Source organism: Neobacillus niacini (genome assembly GCF_000759675.1).
GTDB lineage: Bacteria > Bacillota > Bacilli > Bacillales > Cytobacillaceae > Neobacillus > Neobacillus niacini_A.
In genome coordinates, this window is record NZ_BAWM01000013.1 from 88,020 (window position 1) to 105,196 (window position 17,177).

Consider the following 17,177-nt stretch of genomic DNA (forward strand, 5'->3'; position numbering starts at 1 on the left):
AAAGGGGTAGCACCTACTATTAGTAGTGTCTACCCCTTTTTATTTCTTCCAACATGTTACGTTACGTAAATTTTTTTACCCTTTTTGCAGTGCCCTCATTGTATAGGATGCCTTTTTTACGAAATTACCATTGAGTTAAAATAATTTCATTTGTTCATTACTATTGTCATTAATTATCCCTTCCAATATATAACCCATTGCTTTATATCCAGAAAGACGTTTTTTGAACATTATGTTTAATACTGGTACTTGGTCATCAACATAATCAAAAACTTTAACTTCCTGTTTGTTCGAATGAATCCTGTGTAAACGTCCCACATATTGTTGAAGTGTACCTTTCCAAGATATTGGCATGGCTAAGAACAAGGTATCTAACCGGGGGTCATCAAATCCTTCACCAATATATTTTCCTGTTGCAATTACTAGCCGTTCTTCGTTATCAGGTATCTTTTCTAGACGTTCCAATTCTAACTTTTGTTCTTTTTTACTCATACTACCTGTTAGGAGAATAATGTTTTTTGCAAATCCTTTAAATTGCTTTCCGAGATTATCTAGGTGCTCAATTCTTTCTGTTAAAACAATAGGGGAGCGGCCTTTTTCTAGTTCGTTCAATACATCATTAAACAGTAATTGATTTCGATGTTTATCCTTTGAGATTGATTGATAGACTTCTTGAATATCTGTTGAATTAGACCTAAAATTTGTATATCTAGGTATTAAAGTATGCCTAAATGGGCGAATTTTCGCTTGGATTTTAGCGTCTGTTTTAAAACGGATGGGTCCACACTGCATGAAGATAATTGGATGGAGTCCATCCTTCCGAATTGGTGTAGCAGTAAGGCCATACACATACATAGCTCGAATTTGTTTTAACACTTTTTCAAAGGTAAAAGCTGAGATATGATGACATTCGTCAACAATAATCTGTCCATACTGAGTGATAAAGGATTTTATCTCACCTTTAGAATTTAAACTTTGGATGGTTGCTACATCAATTTGACCCGTTATTTTCTTCTTTCCACCCCCGATTTGTCCTATTTCTTGTGGTGATTTTTGAAGAAATAGTGCCAGCTTTTCCACCCATTGTTGGAGTAGTTGAGTTCTATCAACAATGATTAATGTATTCGTTTTCCTTTTGGCTATTAGTGCAGCGGCAGTAACCGTTTTACCAAAACCTGTAGAAGCTGCTAGTGTGCCATTTTCATGCCTCATTAACTCTGTAACTGCTTCCTCTTGTTGAGATGTTAATTGTCCCTTAAAGTTGGCCTCAATTGATTCTCCTTCGAACTGATCGGTTACTATTTCCATTTCTATCGAATGCTCTTTTAATAGCTTTTCTAATTCTGCATAACTGCCTCGAGGAAGTATTAGATGTTTTGAATCTTCCTCAAAGCAACTAATCACCTTTTGCATCCCATAAGTCGACAATCTCTTAGACTGTGCTTTATAGAATTCAGGATTTTTAAAAGTAGATAGTAAAATCATCTTAGATAAAATAGAGGAAGGAATTCCTTCCTTAACTATATAGAGCCCATTTTTCTTATTAACTTTAATTATTTTTGGAATAGAGGATAAAAATCGAGATTCTTTAATTTGTGATTGTACCGGATTTTTTAGAAACGATAAAACATCCTGTTTATTCATTTTCTGAATAGAAGACAAGTATAACCACTGATCTTGAAACGGAATGAAATTTTCATCGACAAATACACTTTTTCCGTTGTTCTTCGAATGAAGCTGCAGAGGTAAAGCAATTAGATTTCCAAATCCACCTCTAGGAAGTGTATCCTGATTTGGAAACATTCTATCGAAGGAGTCAATTCCAATTTGATACCGCTCCTCAAGTGTTTTTGTTAAAAGCTGCATGCCAAGTTTTCTGGCTAGCTCAGCTGATATTTTCTCTGAAAAGAATATCCACACATGTGCGCCATTACAAGATCTGGACCTTTCAATATGAACTGGAATATTTTCATTTTTACATTCACTAACAAATGCCAATACATCCTGTTGCCAATTTTGCTTATCGAAATCGAAGGCAAGAAAAAAACATGTTTCATCATGAAGAAGAGGGTATATACCTACCGTTTTTTCCCCGCTTAAATGATTAAATAGTACCTGATCGGTAAGTGTTGATAGTTTACGATGCTGACATTCGGAACATTTAATAAATGGTTTCTGACAAATTGGCTTTTGCCATTCTAAATCACACGCGGGTGTGTACCCTTTTCTTCCATCTTTAGACTCCCATCGATAAGCAAACACATCTATTCTGCCTTTAAACAAACTTTTAAAAAGCTTGATTTTTTCATCAGGTAACGATCTGTTACTAATTATTTTTCCAGCATTGGGGATTTTCACTGTTTCCTCTTGTTGGTGCATCATATTTGATAACAGCCTTTTTAAATACATATTTTCTTTTTTTAATATCTCTAATTCTTTTAACAGAAGATCATAATTCATTTTAAATCCCTCTAAATAATTTTGTATAATTCAATTGTACCTTATAATCAATGGTAATTTCAAAAAGTGGTAATGGGGAGGATAATTGTGAAAATCAAGGTAACAGACTTAAAAAAACAGTTAAAACAATATGATCAAAAAGAATTAATCGAACTTGTAGTAGAAATGTTTAAGAATAATAAAGATATTCAAAACTACTTGTCTAGTAAATTTTTAGGTGATCAAGCCATTGAGGTTCTTTTTAATCAAGCTCGTAAAAGAATTGAGAATGAATTCTTTCCTGATAGGGGCTTTGGAAAGCTTCGATTGGCTGACGCAAAAAAGGAAATTATTGCTTTTAAGAAAGCAACAAATGAACAAAAACGAACTGTTGACCTTATGCTTTTTTACGTGGAGCAAGGTGTTGAATTTACTAGTTCTTTTGGGGATATTTCAGAAGGCTTTTACTCCAGTATGATTAAAATGTTTGATCAAGTAGCCATTGAATGTGATCAAGCTGAAGACTTATACAAGGCATTTTCTACTAGATTACGTGACGTCGTGTCCATGTCACCGGAAGGCTGGGGGTTCAAAGAAGCTTTAATGGACGCGTACTATACCATCGAATGGGTTCATGATGACGAGGATGATGAATAAATTTTGGTAAAAGAGTGGGATAAAGAATGGCAAAAAGTAAGAAAAATTCGAGCAACACGCCTAGACGGAAACGATATAATCGAAATGCTCGGCTTCAAAATGCCCAAAAATGGGCCGAACAGTATAAAGGGAAAAATATCGCAAAAGGTTATAGTAATTGGTTTGGTGTAGACCTCTTGTGTGCAATTACCGAGCTGGAAATGCTTGGATACAAATTTAAACTGTCGTATAAAGAGCAGATTCAGCAATCGTTAATTACTAGGCGAATACAAATAGAAAGAAGAAAACGAAAAGAACAGATAGAGAATTATGAAGATGGGACCTTTTATTTTATCGAGGGTTATACTTTAAATGGTGTTTCTTATGGTATAACTCAAGAGGAATTGGAAGAAGATGAAGATATACCAAGGCAATCGAAAAATCAATACAATATGCAATTCTTAATAGATGATGAAGATTTACCGTTTTAGTTATCTTTTTTTGGGTAACAACCAGCTATGAATTGTGCCCGAAAATCAGAGGAGAGAAGGATTTGGGGTAGAATCAGCCGAGGATTATACCCGAAAATCAGAAGGGAAGAGGACTTGTTGTAGATTCAGCTGATGATTGTGAACAATAAGTTCGAACTTACTAAAAAACAGAGGTGAAAAAAAGAGGAATATGGAAAATCATGTCGAATCTTTTTTATGTGAAACTCATGAAAGGAAGGCGTATAGATGAAAGGGAAAGCGATAAATGTTAAGGTGTAGCATTTGCACAGTCTGTATCCAATACAAAAACGTTTCGGCATGAGTCTTAGCAAGCGACCTATTCTAATTTCCTGGCTAAGAGAATGTAAGAAAGTAATACCCATATTCTATCTCGTTGGCAATAAATATAATGATCGTACTATTGTTGTAATTGATATTTTTTGAAGAAAAAACCCTTGATGTAATCGTACTGGATCCGTTTGCAACCCCATCTAAAAAAGGCGAAATCGTATGGGAACATTACTCCCATTAAGCGATGGATTATATACTCCGATCATCGACTTTTACCATTTTGATTATGAGGACCGGAGAGATATTGCATTGTGCCTGCACCACTACTTCGATCTACATTTAAAAAATTCTTCCATGCATGAAACATTTATCCATGTACTTTCTGCTATGCTGCAAATAGAAAAACTTGTCTCCATAGAAATTCAAGAAAATACTTCTTAAAAATATTAAACCCTTCCTTTTGAGGATCCAATAAACCAATCTCAATGTGCTATAATAATGAAACTTGGAGGAATTTAATAATGAATAATGAATTAATAAGTTTATTCCGTTCAGTATTAAAAGAAGAATTAAAGCCTATCCATAAAAGCTTAGACGCAATAGAAAAAGTTGGCAATGAACATACAAACTGTTTGGACAAAATAGAAAAAGTCACCTATGAACATACAAATCGACTAGAGGCAATAGAACAAATCGGCAACGAACATGCTAAACGATTAAATTCTATTGACCAAGATGTTAAAAAACTAAAAACAGGACAAGAAAGACTTGAGCAAGAAGTTATAGGACATAGTAAATGTTTTGATGGTATTGAAAAAGATATAAAAGATCTTAAAACAGGACAGGAAGTTCTCCAAAAGAACATTATAAAAAGTATTGGAGACAATATTGAAAAAATTGCTGAACACTTCGATAATAAAACAGATGCATTGAATAAACGTGTTTATGAAGTAGAAACCGAGATTCAGCGATTAATTAAACAATAATAAAGAGTCTCTAAATTTAATAAATCATTTTAAAAAGTCCCAAGTGATTTGCCATCACTTGGGATTTTATTTTATAAATACGGACTTTCATGCTTCGCTTTTAGCATATTCCAACGGCGGTCTACTTCCTTATCAAACATCTCCAGCATGTCTTTGCTATTTTCATTGAGCAAATGTTTCGTTTTGCCCATCAGCTTTAACCATTCCGATACAGCTAAACGTTTGTTTTTACTCTCCGGGTCATAGGTGAGGGTCGTAATTCCATGCTCAACTTCATAAAGCGGGAAGAAGCAGGAATTGACGGCAGCCTCTACAATAGTCTGACCTAATTCATCCTTTGACTTCCAGTTCAATGGACAGGTAATTAAGATTTTCCCATAAACCAAGCCTTCATTGTTGGCATACCACTGTGCTTTCGCAGCTTTCTTTAGTAGGTCACGGTCAAAAGCCTCTGTACCTGTAAAGACATAAGGAATATGAGTGGCTGCCATAATTTGAGCGGTATCTTTATGATGGAATGGTTTACCATTTTGGAAGCCGCCAATATTGGATGTACTCGTCATATGTCCCATCGGAGTTGAGTAGGAGAGTTGGCTGCCTGTATTCATGTAACCTTCATTATCATACTCAAGGATAATCATCTTATGGTTCCTTAATGCAGTTCCAATTGCAGGGCCCATGCCGATATCCATTCCACCGTCACCCGTAACCATGACAAAAGTAAATTCATCACTCAAACCTAACTCAGCTAATTCACCGCGTCTTTTTCTTTCATGAAACATTTCCACAAGACCGGAAAGGGTAGCAGAGCCATTTTGGAAAAGGTTGTGGATGTATGTTGCTTTATGAGAGCTATAAGGGAAACCAGTGGTTACAACCATAGCACATCCAGTATGGAATAACGCGACAATATCTCCTTCAATTCCTTTAAAAAATAATTCCAGCCCAGAGAAAATTCCACAGCCAGGACACGCACCGTGACCTGAAGCCAGTCGTTTTGGCTTTTTCGTTAAACTCCGCATTGGAGGGATTTTCACTTTCAGTTCCCCGTTTTTTTCATCAGGAGTCACCGTGATTAACCCACTGTTCAAATCTTCTTTTTTCATCGGATTTAAAACGCGCTTTGGAGCAAATTCAGGATTGCCTGGATTATGACCAAAGTAGTCAAATGGCTTTTCTGCAAAGCCTTTTTCCGCAGCTTCTAGTGCTAATTGGAAAAATTGTTCGGCGTCGTCAGCATAAAAGTCTTTTCCGCCCAATCCGTAGATTCGGTTGATCACTTTCGTATGAGCATTTCCAACTGTTTGCAATGCCGCTCTTAATTCAAGCGCCATGTTACCGCCATGTGCTCCGTATGAGTCTGCCCTGTCTCCAACGGTAACGGCTTTAATGTTTTTCAACGCTTCAGCCAATTGTTTTTGAGGGAAAGGACGTATCATATTTGGAGAGATAACCCCAGCTTTTATCCCTTCTTTGCGGAGCCTGTCAGCTACGTCTTTACAAACCTCAGCAGCAGAATTTAACATAAATACTGCAACTTCAGCATCCTCCATGCGATATAAATCAAGGATTGGGTATTCTCGTCCTGTAAGTTCCGCATATTCTTTCGAAATTCTCTCGAAGACATGCTCCGCATTGTACATAGCTTCTGATTGTTGAAAGCAGTTATTAATATAGTCAGGTTCATTCATATAAGGTCCGATTGTTACTGGATTCTCACGGTCTAAAGCATGAGGGAAGTCCGTTTTAAGATCTCCGATAAATTTCTGGACATCACTTCTATTTTTTATTACCTGAACTCTGCGTTTTTGGTGGGAGGTAAAATACCCATCGAAAGAAACGATGACTGGAAGCCTAACTTCTGGGTCTTCCGCTAGTTTAATCGCAATAATGTTCATATCATAGACGATTTGCGGATCGCGTGCCATTAGAATTGGCCATCCCGTATTCAATCCAAAATATAAATCAGAATGATCACCATGGATATTTAATGGACCAGATACAGAGCGGTTAACTAAATTCAATACCATAGGAAACCGAGTTCCAGATTGAACAGGAAGCTGTTCTAACATATAAAGAAACCCGTTTGCACTTGTAGCGTTAAAAACACGGCCGCCTCCAGTTGAAGCCCCATAGCATATACCTGCTGAACCGTGTTCTCCATCTGCTGGAATCAAAACGATATCATGTTCTCCTCTGGATTTCATCCCATCAAGGAATTGGGCAACCTCTGTGGAAGGAGAGATCGGGAAGTACCCCATGACATGATAATTTATTTGGTGGGCTGCATAGGCTGCCATTTCATTACCTGATTCAAATACAAAGCTCTGCTCAATCGTTTCTTTTTCATTTGTGAGCTTATCTTGGTTTATTTCAATGGACATTAAGATCCCGTCCTTTCATTAGTTTTGTGTGACTAAATCAAATAAATGGGGTACACGGTTTTTGTCTGCATAGCCGTCATTATATTCTCTTTCTCCTGATAGCGCTTCCACCGGACAGGCAGTTACACATTTCAAACAGCCTTTGCAATATTGATAGTCAATTCCACTAAGAAACATCTGTGGACGACCTTTTTTGTCTGGTTTTTCTTCCCATACAAAGCAAAAGTCTGGGCAAGCTGTATCACAGGCTGCACAATTAATGCATTTCTCTTCATGAAAATGGGGGAGCATCCCGGCACGTGAAATACTTAAATCCTTTAACATGCTGTTACCTGGATTTAGGATCATACCGCCAATGGCCTGAGTTTCATAACCAAGCACGGGTTCTGGTCTCGAAAAAGGTATAGGCTCTACTCCAGCATCTGGAAGGTAGGTTTTAAATTCTACTTCATTATATCCCCGGTCAAATGTTCGAATATTTGGCTCAACTAGGTGTGGATATTTCTTTTCAAAAGTACGACGAATCGTTTGTTTCATAGACTCTGGGTCTAAAAAGTCCAAAATTCGATAAAGGGCACCCAACATAGCGGTGTTGGCTTTTGTTTGTTCTTCTAAAGCGATACCTGTTGCATCAATGATGGCAATCGATCCACCAGCAATTTTCATGAGATTCTTAAGTTCATCAGTAGATTTTTGTGAGTTTACTAGGATTGTACTGTCTGGATAGATCCCGCTTGTACAGTCGATGGTTTTAAAAAGGGCATCATGGAAAATGCCGACAACATGAGGGCGTTCTATTGGTGTGGTGTCTCGAATGTTTGTTTCAGGCTCGCAAAATCGAATATGTGCTTTTACAGGGGATCCTTTTTTCTCTGATCCATATGATGAAAAACCGACTCCATTCAGTCCGTTTCCAACAACTCCATCCTCGGAAAGCATTTTTCCGGCCAAGTTAGCTCCTAACCCACCAATGGACTCAAGACGGATTTCAAAAAAACCTAGTTCATTTGTTTTTGGCAATTTTGACAAAGATATTCCTCCTATCTGTGAAATGGAGTTTAATGTAGAATATTAAAAATATTCTATAAATTTAATTATTTTTATTGTAACAGGATACCAAAACAAATACAACAGGTAATTGAATTGAATGGTGTAGTTACCTTTTTTTCGTTGAGATTATTGTTTAAATCCTTACCTTTTGGTTGATGATGTGATATAGTACAGTTTTGAAATTGTTATATAACAACCTAGGAATGGAAAAGGTCTTAAAGATAATACCGAGGGAGGGATGTTTGTAGGTCACTTGAGCCTAGTAATCACATATACTGTAAAGGGAACTAAGTAATTGAAGCCAAAATTATAATCCGAACCTGTTATGATTCATGAATTTTTTAAGAAAGAAAGTATTTGAACAGGAGGGGATGGTTGTGAAGTTCACGATACAGTATATACCCCTGAACAAAATCAAACCTGATGTATCATTGAAGGTAACAGAGCACATTAAGAAACTTCAGAGACTGATGTGGGATTGCATGTTTGTATTGGTTGTTAGGAAAAATCGGAAAGATAACAACTATACGATTATAAGCGGGCAAGAACGTTATGAATCCCTTCGAAAACATACAAAAAGTATTTATGCTCCTTGTATCGTCGATAAAAGTAATTCCTCAGGAATGGTACCTTGGTTTCAACGATTACGAAAAAAACAGCCCCTTGATGATTTTCCATTACTACCTGCTGGCTGGTCCATTGTCCGCTCCTTTATAAAACAAGAACCTCGTTTTAAACAATTAACTCGATTCGAACAAATCAGAGTTCTCCTTTTAGCAGCGCGCTACAAGAGAACAGTTATTTATTCAATGAAATTGACTGTAGATGATATATTGAAAGACCAATAGAAATGAGAAAGAGTTAACCTTGTATATCCCTTTTTGCTTAAAAAATACTTATCCCTTAGATTTTCAATCTAAAGGGATTTTTTTTGTAAAAAATAGCAATTGAGGACATATGTCCTATCCGAGGTATCTTGATTTATCATTTAATTAGTATATAAATCTAGAGAAATTGGAGAGAAAAGGGATGAAAGGGAGTATATTTGCTTTTTTAGGTGGGGCTTTTATTACTTTGCAGGGTGTTGCAAATACCCGTATCAGTGAAGATATCGGCACATGGCAGACGGCAACAATTACACAGTTCACCGGATTTCTTGCAAGTTTGCTGGTCATAATGTTTGTAAGAGATAAGAAATGGAAAAGGTTAAAGTATGTTAAACCTCTTTACTTGACTAGTGGTGCTTTCGCGGCAATTATTATCTTTAGTAATGTCGCCTCCATTAAATATATAGGTGTGACCCTTTCCATTTCCGCCATTTTAATAGCACAGCTGAGTTTGACTTTTCTAATAGATGGTAAGGGATGGTTTGGTATGGTGAAACAGAAAATGAGGCTTCCTCAGTTCATAGGGATTGCGATGATGATAATTGGAGTTGTCATACTAAGTTTTTGATCAAATGAATTGGTCGACGCTGGAGGTAGAAACGTGAAAGAATTGAAAGATCGGGAGATGCTGGAGTATTATTTGAAGGCTCATCAATTAGAATCAGTATTTAATGAAGAAATCATGCCGTATTTATCACTTCATCATTTTGAGCAAGGGGAACTTATCTTATCTCAGGGTGAACCATCCAAGTATTTGTATGTCTTGGTAAAAGGTAAAATAAAAATCTACACCACTTCTGCCGAAGGGAAAACACTTATCTTATCTTTTAAATCACCAATTGAAGTTATTGGTGATATTGAGTACGTTCAGGAGATAGATACCATCAATACGGTAGAGGCAGTTTCCTCAGTCTATCTGATCGGTGTTCAACATACTATGCTAAGAAAATTTACAAATGATTATTCACCATTTCTGAAATTTATTTTAAATATTATTACGGAAAAGTTTTATCTGAAGACAAATTCCATGAGCTTCAGTTTGTTGTATCCTGTTGAGGTTCGATTAGCTAGTTATTTATTGTCGGTTACCCACGATGAAAACGAATCAATTTTAAACAGTCAATTAAGTACTACTAGTTTAACGGATACTGCAAACCTAATCGGAACCAGCTATCGCCACCTAAATCGGGTCATTCGGCAGCTTTGTTCCGATGGACTGGTAGAGCGCAGCAACGGTTTCATTCTTATTAAAGATAAAGAAGGTTTAAAGACTCTAGCTGGTGGCAATATTTACGAGTAAATTAGCTGGTATGACCGAGCGGGAGATATTTTTTCAGGATTACGGTCAATTCATACCTACTGGAGTGACCCAGAGTAAAAAATTTTCAGGGCTATGGTCAATGCAGACCTGCTGGAGTGACCGAAACAATTAAATTTTCTCTTTATGGTTAATGCCGCTTCCTCCTGCAGTCAATTATGAGTTTCTATTTAAATATTTCACATTGGAGTGTATACGATATGATTCTAGGACTATTATTTGCCGTACTGGCTGGAGCACTTGTCAGCCTGCAAAATATATTCAATAGTAAAATCGATGAACACGCTGGTTCCTGGACAACGACTACATTAGTATTATGTTTAGGATTCGTCGCTTCATTTACTATAGGTTTTTTGTTCGAAGGTAAACAGCTATTTATCTTACAAAATATGAAGCCATGGTACTGGTTCAGTGGTTTAATAGGAGTAGGTGTGGTAACCTGTATCGTGCAAGGCATTAGGTTGCTTGGACCAACCTATGCGATTTCTATCATTCTCACATCACAGCTCGGCATTGCATTATTGTGGGACACATTTGGCTGGTTGGGGATAGAAAAGGTACCTTTCACCTTCCAACAATTGATAGGTGTTCTAGTTATAGTTGCAGGCATTCTTATTTTTAAAATAAGCGGAGAACCTAAGTGGACTAAAATACCTTCTAATGGCTTAAAAAGGGTCCATGCAGAAAAGTAACCTAAGGATGGAGAGTTCCTTTTGAAAAATTACAAAACTTTGTTTTTTGATGTTGATGATACGTTGTTGGATTTCGGTGCTGCGGAAAAGATAGCGTTACAACTCCTTTTCGCGGAGCAGAATATTCCGCACACTCCTGAAATGGAAGCGAAGTATCAAGGAATAAATCAAAGTCACTGGAAGAGGTTTGAACAAGGAGAATTGGACCGTGATGAGGTTGTCAACACACGGTTTTCTATCTTATTTAATGACTATGAAAAAGAAGTCGACGGGACATTACTCGAAAAAAAATATCGTAGTTACCTAGAACAAGGTAATCAACTGGTGAATGGAGCTTTTGAACTAATCACTGAACTTCAAAGCGATTATGACTTGTACGTAGTAACAAACGGTGTGTCCAAGACTCAGTATAAACGATTACTTGATTCAGGATTATACCCACTATTTAAGGGGATCTTCGTTTCAGAAGACACTGGGTTCCAAAAGCCAATGAAGGAATTTTTCGATTATGTATTTGCAAGAATTCCTCATTTCGAAGTAGAACAGGCATTAATTATTGGCGATTCGTTAAGCGCAGATATTAAGGGCGGGGAGTTGGCTGGGTTGGATACATGCTGGTTTAATCCGAAAATGAAACCGAATCATTCTAATATTAACCCAACCTATCAAATTCACAAACTTGAAGAGTTAAAACAAATTGTAACTGAAAAAATGGGTGCCTATTAATTTGATAAAGGGGAGCAGAGTGTATGGAGTTAACCTATGAAATTTTAAAGGATAACGAGATTGAATATTGTAGAGATTTATGTAATGAACTGATGGGTTTTCAAAAATCAAAGGCATACATATCTCCCCAGTTGTTTGACAATATGAATTTTGACACTCGGATGGTTCCTTCCGTAAAAAATGCCATTCACAATTACACCGTAATCGTAAAAGATGGTGAGAAAATTATAGCCTACGTCTATTCCAATATCTCGCCGAAAGAAGCCTATTCTAACGATTTCGCTACTTTTTTTGACTTATCAACTGTTCGGAAAAAGAATGTAGGTTGCCTATCCCAATTTTATATAAAAGAAGAATATAGACAGTATGGAATTGGTTCCAAACTCTTTAATATGTCAATGAATTGGCTGAAGCAATTTGAGGATGTTGAAGATTATTTCATCTATGTCTCAAATGGCAATGACAATGCATTAGAATTCTATCAGCGTAAAGGATTTTCTGTGAGTCATACCATTTTAGATGGTTTTATTACAGTATTAAGAAAATAGAGCAGCATTGGGTTCTCGAAACTTAGACATCTACACCTCAAGACTTAGTTGAACTTACTTCTCCAGTATCTTTTTGGATTATCAAATCTCCTCTATACTGTGGTTACTATAGTAAATGGAGTGAGAATTATGATGGAATCAATACTGACCCTCATAGAAGACTGGGGTAAATGGGGTGTGTTAATTTCCTTATTTATTGAAGGGAGTGCTCTTCCGTTTATTGGATCTTTCATCATGGTCACAGTAGGATTTATTTTAGATTTGACCTGGTTTGAAATGGTTTGGATCTCGATAGCTGGAAGCTTATTGTATGCCTTAGGGAGTTGGATTCCCTTTTTTATTGGTTATAAATTTGGAAAATCTGTAGAAAACAGGTTAAGTTATACGAAAAGAGAAAAATTAGCAAAGGCAAAGGATGCTTTTACCAAGAATGGGGTTTGGAGCGTAGCCATTTCGAGTCCTCTCCACTTGGGGAATTTTGTTCCTTTTTTAGCAGGTATGTCTCATATGAATCTTCGAACCTATACTTTATTTACGATGATCGGAATTGCTCCGTCCACCTTATTATTTTTAAGTATTGGTCGTTTTTATACCGGCGATATCAACACCGTTATGAATACAATCAATGATTATCAACTATTACTGTTTATTTTGTTTGGCGTGATTACCTCTATATATATGGGCTTAAAAATATTAAGTCATCGTGAGGAAAAGAAATTAGTAAAAAATAAGGTAATAAGCTAGAAATCATTAAAACACCTGAATTAGGTGTTTTTTCTTTTTCAAAGTAGTAGAGTGCCGAAGGCAACTTAGGTTATTACTTCCATAGCCATAATCAATCGATTATAATTTCAATGAATGGAATGTATTAGGAGTGTTTAGATGAAAAATATATCAATTTTAGTTGCAGATGATGAAGAAGAGATTGCAAATTTAATTGCAATCCATTTGGAAAAGGAAGGGTACAGAGTTTTAAAAGTATTGGATGGGCAGGAAGCCATACATATAATCCAGACTCAATCGATTGATTTAGTTATATTGGATATCATGATGCCGAAAATAGATGGTTATGAAGTAACCCGGCAAATTCGTCAACAACATAACATGCCGATCATTTTTTTGAGTGCTAAAACATCTGATTTTGATAAGGTTCACGGGCTCGTAATTGGAGCAGACGATTATATGACGAAACCATTTACCCCCATAGAACTGGTTGCTCGTGTAAATGCACAGCTACGACGGTTTATGAAGTTGAATCAACCTAAAGTTAATCATGTTTCTGGCTTAGAATTTGGTGGATTGGATATTTCGCCTGAACAACGGACGGTTACTCTATATGGTGAAAACATCGACCTAACGCCGAAGGAATTTGATATTTTATATTTACTAGCCCGGCATCCAAAGAAAGTGTTCAGTGTGGAAAATATTTTTCAGCAGGTGTGGGGCGAAGCATACTATGAAGGGGCTAATACCGTAATGGTCCATATTCGTACGTTGCGAAAAAAACTAGAAGATGATAAACGGAAAAACAAATTAATCAAAACGGTGTGGGGAGTCGGGTATACATTCTATGGGTAAAATCGTACGAAGTTTCCGTTCTAGAATGATTCTCTTATTTGGATTAAGCATGTTTTTATCTGGTTCCATAACATATATAGTCTTTAAGGGACTTCAGTGGTTCTATCACACTTGGGTTCAATGGGGCAATCCGCTTGCTCAACTTCGGTTATTTATAAGCACTATTGGTGACATTAACTTCTTTTTACTGTTATTTATTCCGCTGTCAATCTTGTTTTTCTATTTACTCACTAAGCCCTATACTACGTATTTTAATGAGATTTCAAGTGGAATTCACAATCTAGCGCGTGGAGACTTTAAACAGCAGGTTCATATCCGATCAAATGATGAATTTAGTTCTATTGCCCATGATATTAATCTTGCAAGTGAAAAATTGGAAGAAGCGGTTCAAAGAGGAGATTTTTCGGAAAGCAGTAAGGACCAGCTGGTTGTAAATTTGGCTCATGATTTGCGGACTCCTCTTACCTCCGTTATTGGCTATTTGGATTTAATCCTTAAGGATGAGAATTTAACGAAGGATCAAGCCAAACATTATCTTACCATTGCTTTTACAAAATCTCAGCGTTTAGAACGATTGATTGATGAACTATTTGAAATTACCAGAATGAATTACGGCATGTTACAAATAGAGAAAAAGCTTATTAATTTAAGTGACTTGCTTTTTCAATTAAAGGAAGAAATGTATCCAGTCTTTGAAAAAAATGATTTGATTGCTCGATTGAATATACTGCCATCTCTATCTATTTTAGGTGATGGAGAACTGTTAGCACGTGTGTTTGAAAACCTGCTAACCAATGCAAACCGGTATGGGTTTGATGGTCAGTATGTCGATATTAACGGTTTTATTCATGAAGGGGAAGTAGTTGTTCAAGTCATAAATTATGGAGACAGCATTCCTCCGAATGAACTTCCGCACATTTTTGATATGTTTTATACTGGTGACAAAGCCCGGACACATCAAGAAGATAGTACAGGTCTAGGCTTATTCATCGCAAAGAATATTGTCGAGCAGCATAATGGTTCAATTACAGTTGAAAGTAGTTTAATTCATACCGTATTTGAAGTGCGTTTTCCTCAGGAAAACATGCCAATTGATCAAACTTAGTGAAAAACTTAAGAAAAATTTAAACTTTACCCTACTTTTTATTTAAAAAGTATTTCCTATTCTATTACCAAGATAGAAATAGGAGGATACTGAAAATGAAGAAGTGGGGATTTTTATTATTGGTTTTATTAAGTATAGGAATTACAGTTGTGAATAGATTGCCGTTTTTTCAAAACAAAATAGAGATTAAACATTATGAGCCAGATTATAAATTAGATGAAAGCGGAACTTCTGAAAGTCACCAAATGGTAGAGATAGCAGAAGAGCTGGTCTATCAGGGAAATTTACTTTTGGTCAATAATGATTATCCTGTTCACGCAGAGAGTATAAAATCAGATGTAGTGAATTTAATTAAGCACAGCGAATTAACAGAGGGATATGGTCTTTTAGATAGTGAAATTTATTTGTCAGAGGAAGTAGCGTATGAGTTTTCAGAGATGATAAGAGCTGCAGAAGCTGAAGGGGTTCGGTATTTCTCTATTAATAGTGGCTTTCGAGACTTTGACGAGCAAAATGTACTTTATCAACAAATGGGGTCTAGTTTAGCTTTGCCAGCCGGCCATAGTGAACACAATTTAGGTTTATCGCTGGATGTAGGATCGACTCAAATGAAAATGAGTAAAGCTCCTGAAGGTAAGTGGATAGAAAAAAATGCTTGGAAATACGGTTTTATTTTACGCTATCCAAAGGATAAAACGCATATTACGGGCATTCAATATGAACCATGGCATATCCGTTATGTAGGGTTGCCACACAGTGCGATCATACAGGAAAAGAATTTGGCATTGGAAGAATATCTGGATTATCTGAGAGAAAAAAAGAACATATTAGCTAATGTTAATGGCGTAGAATATACTGTTACCTATTACCCTCTTTCTACTAGTAAGACCATAAATGTACCGGAGAATAACAAATATGAGATTTCAGGTAACAATGTGGATGGAGTTATTGTGACTGAATACGAGTTTTAAGAAGAGGTTAAATGAATTGAAAAACAAGTTGAAGGAGTTGCGGCGACGGCTCTTTTTGTCCGTAAACTATTAACATTATCCGAGATAAATCTACTTATCCGAGAGATATTTTTGCTATGTGAGAGTAAATTTGCTTATCCGAGAGTATTTTTAGTTATGTGAGAGTAAATTCAACATTCTCGGAGAGTGAATTTTTCCACCTATTTATTTTTACATTGGAAATTTTTATCATTGAAATAGTGCAAAATAGTATTAAACGAGTATAAACATAATTTATACTAATATCCATGATGTAATTATACATAGGGGGATAAAATGGAACTATCTTTGTTATTAGAGTACGGCTGGGTTTTACTTATTTTAATTTTGTTAGAGGGCTTATTATCTGCGGATAATGCTTTGGTGTTGGCCATTATGGCGAAGCATTTACCAGAAGATCAGCAGAAAAAGGCAATTAATATTGGGTTGTTATTAGCTTTTATCTTTAGGGTTGGTGCTATCTTTATTATTTCGTTTTTGTTTCATGTTTGGTGGATTCAAGCGATAGGGGCTGCGTATTTAATTTTCATCGCATTAAAACATTTGCTTAGAAAGGATCATGGCGGTAAAGAAAAAGAGGGAAAAAGCTACCGAGCTACTGTAGCTCAAATCGCATTAGCTGATATAGCCTTCGCTGTAGATTCAATTTTAGCTGCAGTCGCTCTTGTAATTGCATTGCCAGGTACGCCAATGCGCGAAATCGGAGGTATGGATGGTGCGCAATTTATTGTCATTTTATTAGGGGCTATTGCTGGATTAATCGTAATTCGGTTTGCAGCAGGATTCTTTGTTAAAATCCTGACACAACGCCCTAGTCTTGAAACAGCAGCGATGTTACTTGTTGGCTGGGTCGGGGTTAAGTTGTTAATGCACACTCTTGCCCATCCAGCTATACACATTATACCTCATGATTTTGTAGAAGGACCGATTTGGAACACCATCTTTTGGTCTGTTATGCTTCTTATTGCTTTAGGTGGCTGGTTCTTATCTGGGAAGAAAACAGAACAGTCTACTTAAGTTACATCAATCACAAGAA

The 17,177-nt window shown here is 36.4% G+C and carries 18 protein-coding genes; 15 read left to right on the forward strand and 3 right to left on the reverse strand.

All coding sequences use genetic code 11. From position 1 onward, the window contains the following. Positions 1–135: 135 nt before the first annotated feature. Entirely contained in the window at positions 136–2,460 is a 2,325-nt protein-coding gene (locus TR08_RS06410; protein ID WP_045516685.1) for a TOTE conflict system archaeo-eukaryotic primase domain-containing protein, read from the reverse strand. Positions 2,461–2,547: 87 nt separating this feature from the next. On the opposite strand from TR08_RS06410, the gene TR08_RS06415 reads away from it, so the two are divergent. From TR08_RS06415 to TR08_RS06430, 4 genes are all read left to right on the forward strand, one after another. Further along, positions 2,548–3,096, forward strand: a complete 549-nt coding sequence (locus TR08_RS06415; RefSeq protein WP_238579093.1) for a DUF6155 family protein — start codon at positions 2,548–2,550, stop codon at positions 3,094–3,096. A gap of 26 nt (positions 3,097–3,122) precedes the next feature. Beyond that, positions 3,123–3,566, forward strand: a complete 444-nt coding sequence (locus TR08_RS06420) for a hypothetical protein (RefSeq protein ID WP_045516688.1) — start codon at positions 3,123–3,125, stop codon at positions 3,564–3,566. A gap of 510 nt (positions 3,567–4,076) precedes the next feature. Continuing rightward, entirely contained in the window at positions 4,077–4,298 is a 222-nt protein-coding gene (locus tag TR08_RS06425; RefSeq protein WP_045516690.1) for a hypothetical protein, read from the forward strand. An 80-nt stretch (positions 4,299–4,378) separates the two neighbouring features. Next, a complete protein-coding gene (locus tag TR08_RS06430) occupies positions 4,379–4,843 on the forward strand; it encodes a hypothetical protein (RefSeq protein WP_045516692.1) in 465 nt (154 codons plus the stop codon). Between the two features lie 71 nt (positions 4,844–4,914). Here TR08_RS06430 and TR08_RS06435 read toward each other — a convergent pair whose 3' ends face one another. Further along, a complete protein-coding gene (locus TR08_RS06435) occupies positions 4,915–7,227 on the reverse strand; it encodes a thiamine pyrophosphate-dependent enzyme (protein WP_045516694.1) in 2,313 nt (770 codons plus the stop codon). An 18-nt stretch (positions 7,228–7,245) separates the two neighbouring features. Further along, positions 7,246–8,256 (reverse strand): 2-oxoacid:acceptor oxidoreductase family protein, encoded by a 1,011-nt coding sequence (locus TR08_RS06440; protein ID WP_045516696.1) that lies wholly within the window; start codon positions 8,254–8,256, stop codon positions 7,246–7,248. Positions 8,257–8,654: 398 nt separating this feature from the next. Here TR08_RS06440 and TR08_RS06445 point away from each other — a divergent pair, with 398 nt between their 5' ends. The 11 genes from TR08_RS06445 to TR08_RS06495 all read left to right on the forward strand — a co-directional run bounded on the left by TR08_RS06445 (position 8,655) and on the right by TR08_RS06495 (position 17,158). Then, positions 8,655–9,125: a hypothetical protein gene (locus TR08_RS06445; RefSeq protein WP_045516698.1), complete on the forward strand. Its 471-nt coding sequence runs from the start codon at positions 8,655–8,657 to the stop codon at positions 9,123–9,125. 181 nt (positions 9,126–9,306) lie between these two features. Further along, positions 9,307–9,732 carry a DMT family transporter gene (locus TR08_RS06450; RefSeq protein WP_045516700.1) on the forward strand — a complete coding sequence of 142 codons (426 nt, stop codon included), beginning with the start codon at positions 9,307–9,309 and terminating at the stop codon, positions 9,730–9,732. Positions 9,733–9,765: 33 nt separating this feature from the next. Then, positions 9,766–10,464 (forward strand): Crp/Fnr family transcriptional regulator, encoded by a 699-nt coding sequence (locus TR08_RS06455; RefSeq protein ID WP_045516702.1) that lies wholly within the window; start codon positions 9,766–9,768, stop codon positions 10,462–10,464. A 218-nt stretch (positions 10,465–10,682) separates the two neighbouring features. Further along, complete coding sequence (locus TR08_RS06460) at positions 10,683–11,174, forward strand: DMT family transporter (protein ID WP_045516704.1); 492 nt, start codon at positions 10,683–10,685, stop codon at positions 11,172–11,174. A gap of 21 nt (positions 11,175–11,195) precedes the next feature. Next, a complete protein-coding gene (locus TR08_RS06465; protein ID WP_045516706.1) occupies positions 11,196–11,900 on the forward strand; it encodes a YjjG family noncanonical pyrimidine nucleotidase in 705 nt (234 codons plus the stop codon). 23 nt (positions 11,901–11,923) lie between these two features. After that, positions 11,924–12,448: a GNAT family N-acetyltransferase gene (locus TR08_RS06470; protein WP_045516711.1), complete on the forward strand. Its 525-nt coding sequence runs from the start codon at positions 11,924–11,926 to the stop codon at positions 12,446–12,448. 129 nt (positions 12,449–12,577) lie between these two features. Further along, positions 12,578–13,192, forward strand: coding sequence for a DedA family protein (locus TR08_RS06475; RefSeq protein ID WP_045516713.1), 615 nt, complete (start codon positions 12,578–12,580; stop codon positions 13,190–13,192). A 138-nt stretch (positions 13,193–13,330) separates the two neighbouring features. Beyond that, on the forward strand, positions 13,331–14,026 hold the full coding sequence (gene vanR, locus TR08_RS06480; protein WP_045516714.1) for a vancomycin resistance response regulator transcription factor, VanR-F/VanR-M family: 696 nt from the start codon (positions 13,331–13,333) through the stop codon (positions 14,024–14,026). Further along, positions 14,019–15,131, forward strand: a complete 1,113-nt coding sequence (locus tag TR08_RS06485) for a sensor histidine kinase (RefSeq protein WP_045516716.1) — start codon at positions 14,019–14,021, stop codon at positions 15,129–15,131. Before vanR ends, TR08_RS06485 begins: the two co-directional genes overlap by 8 nt. A 95-nt stretch (positions 15,132–15,226) precedes the next feature. After that, positions 15,227–16,102, forward strand: a complete 876-nt coding sequence (vanY, locus tag TR08_RS06490; RefSeq protein ID WP_045516718.1) for a VanY-A/VanY-F/VanY-M family D-Ala-D-Ala carboxypeptidase — start codon at positions 15,227–15,229, stop codon at positions 16,100–16,102. A gap of 315 nt (positions 16,103–16,417) precedes the next feature. Beyond that, positions 16,418–17,158, forward strand: coding sequence for a TerC family protein (locus tag TR08_RS06495; RefSeq protein WP_045516719.1), 741 nt, complete (start codon positions 16,418–16,420; stop codon positions 17,156–17,158). Positions 17,159–17,177: the final 19 nt, after the last annotated feature.